This window comes from Wolbachia pipientis (genome assembly GCF_023661085.1).
Lineage (GTDB): Bacteria > Pseudomonadota > Alphaproteobacteria > Rickettsiales > Anaplasmataceae > Wolbachia.
The window spans coordinates 1-2609 of sequence record NZ_JAHDJT010000145.1; the positions used below are offsets into that span (position 1 = coordinate 1).

Genomic DNA, 2609 nt, shown 5'->3' on the forward strand with positions numbered 1-2609 from the left:
GCTCAAGTGTGTCAAATAAAACGGACATTGTGGTGGTCGGCGAAAAACCTGGGTCCAAGTATCAAAAAGCTTTGGAGCTAGGTGTTAAAATTTTAACTAAAGAAGAATGGGTCGCTGCTTTGCATTTATAGTTTACCTGGGGAAATCCTAAAAAATAGGTGTTTTTATGGCATAAATACGAGGAAAATTACCATGTCCCATTTAACAGGCTTTAAAGCCACATTATAGCGGTAGTTAGAAAAGAGACCCAAAAGACGTCCAACACCTCAAATGCCTCTGTAAGCTCTTCTGTGGAGGTCGTTTTTTATTCAACATATTCAAAATTTAAAAAGTCGCCAAACTTCTCAGGATTAGACGCAAGAAAAATTTGACATTCCCATATCTTTATAATAGGCCGTTTTTCTTAAAGCTGAAGTAACTTTTATCTGTTATAATAATGTGATCCTTTAGCTTAATGTTTACACTTTGACACGCTGAAGCTAATTCCATAGTCATAGCTTTATCTCCTTCTGATGGCTTTACACTTCCTCCTGGGTGGTTGTGAGCTAATATTATTGATGCTGACTTCCTTGCTAATGCTTTTTCTACTACTTCCCTTTCATATAGAGGCACCTCATTTATTGTACCAAAATACACTTCCTCTCCTATAAAACGAAACTGTGTATCCAAAAATATTATCTGGACAGCTTCTTTCGCTGAGAAGCCTATACTTACCCTTATATATTCTATGAGCTTTTCTTGGCTATCAGTATTGGTCCTTTTTTTAACCCTTCTCTTAGTGCTCTCTTTCCAGCTTCCTGCACACACATAATTACTGCAACTGCAGGATCAGTGACTCCTTTTATCATTTTCAAGTCATCTATTTCTCGACCTAGAATGCCTCCTATTCCTGTACAAGTATCCACTAGATTTTTAGCAATAGTTTGAGCTTGGTCACTGTCATGTATTATTCTTAGAAACGTCTCTATTATTTCATGATCAAGCAGAGCCTTTCCTTTGCTTTCCAATATTCTAAATTCTATTTCTTCTCTACGATTATCTTCATTTTTATTCTTGTTGTTCATAAAATGCACCTCTCTAGTTGCTATTTGTTTTTTAATATTTACTGCTGTTTTTTATCAGCGTTGGCATAAAGCCATCCATTTTGGCGGAAGTCAAGTCAATTTTTTCGATTTTTTATCTAATTTTTTATGAAAAGTACAAAAGATATTAATAGTTGCTGATTTCTTTAAGCGTTATTGTTTCGTATTTTCATTGTAGTTTTACACCCAAAAGCGTTCGATATAGCTGCTAACCCACTTCTTGGGCTTTGCATGTTTGAAAATTTAGTTGAATGTTTCTTCAGAATTGTGTATAATTATTAACGTCTTATAGGGTTTTTTGCTATGGCTTTCTCAAAATTTCTCGACCCTAAAAATGATATAGCATTTCGACGTATCTTTGGCACTGAAAAAAATAAGAATATCCTTGTCCACTTTTTAAATGATATCTTAGGCTTTACTGGTGTTAACACTATACAAGATGTTAAGTTCCTTAGCACTATCATGAATCCTGAGATTGCTTCTGATAAACAAAGCATTGTTGATGTTCTTTGCAAGGATTTATGTGGAAATAGGTATATCGCGGAAATGCAACTTGTTCGTGATAAAGGCTTTGAAAAACGTGCCCAACTTTATGCCGCTAAAGCCTACTCAAGACAATCTGGCAATTATATTGATTTTAAGAAAGTATTCTTTATTGCTATTTCCAATAGTATACTATTTCCTCCAGAGGTTGCATACATTTCCACCCATAATATACGAGAGATAAAAACTAATAGACATTATCTAAAGGATTTTCAATTCGTCTTTATTAAGTTGCCTAAATTTACAAAAAACAAAGTAGAGCAACTAGAGAGTACAGTAGAAAGGTGGTGTTTTTTTTCCGGTATGCAGAAAATACTACGGATGAAGACCTAAAAGATATAGCAGAGAAAGCTCCAATAATAAAGCTAGCATATGATGCATTAGACAAATTTAGTTGGGATGAAAAGGATCTAGCAGCATACGAAGAAAGGGTTTTGAATGTACAGAAAGAAGAGGCTATTTGGGCTCAACGGCTTGATGATGCTACGGAAAAAGGTATCCAAATCGGTCATCAAAGAGGCATTGCGGAAGGTAAAATGGAAGAGAAAATTGAAGTTGCAAAAAACCTACTTAAAGCTGGCGTCTCCATTGATGTTATTTCTCAGACAACTGGACTTTCTAAATCAGAAATACAGCAACTTCAGAGAATAAGTGATTAAAAAATCTTTATGACACTAGTTAATGTGGTATTTTTGCTTAGAATGCAGCTAAAAATATAAAACTAAAGGACTCACAACCATGTTGTCACTGTATAACGTAGTACACAAATGCCAAACAGTTGCTTTCACGTTTGTTATGCAAAATAGCCAAATATAAAGCGTGTACGTCGCTGAAACAATTAAACTTCTTCAGACTATGATTCAAAATATTAAGGCCTTCTATCTGTACTATAACAATACAAAAATTTTTGTTGCATTAAAAAATATTTCAGGTACTTTATACTTACTTCGGTATGGCAACAGTTTTAACAGTTAAATTTATAGG

Annotated in this window: 3 protein-coding genes and 1 pseudogene; 2 read left to right on the plus strand and 2 right to left on the minus strand. The window is 34.3% G+C overall.

Features of this window, described 5'->3' with window-relative positions:
- The first annotated feature begins 8 nt into the window (after nt 1–8).
- Nucleotides 9–131: a BRCT domain-containing protein gene (locus DM84_RS05655; RefSeq protein WP_410543780.1), complete on the plus strand. Its 123-nt coding sequence runs from the start codon at nt 9–11 to the stop codon at nt 129–131.
- A gap of 253 nt (nt 132–384) precedes the next feature.
- On the opposite strand, the gene DM84_RS06175 is transcribed toward DM84_RS05655, so the two are convergent.
- The gene (locus DM84_RS06175; protein ID WP_349305110.1) at nt 385–807 is read right to left on the minus strand and encodes a JAB domain-containing protein; all 423 of its coding nucleotides are present in this window, start codon (nt 805–807) and stop codon (nt 385–387) included.
- Entirely contained in the window at nt 726–1064 is a 339-nt protein-coding gene (locus DM84_RS06180; protein ID WP_349305111.1) for a Mov34/MPN/PAD-1 family protein, read from the minus strand. Before DM84_RS06180 ends, DM84_RS06175 begins: the two co-directional genes overlap by 82 nt.
- A 321-nt stretch (nt 1065–1385) precedes the next feature.
- Between DM84_RS06180 and DM84_RS05665 the strand changes: the two are divergent.
- Nucleotides 1386–2284: pseudogene (locus tag DM84_RS05665) on the plus strand (Rpn family recombination-promoting nuclease/putative transposase).
- The last annotated feature ends 325 nt before the right edge of the window (nt 2285–2609 follow it).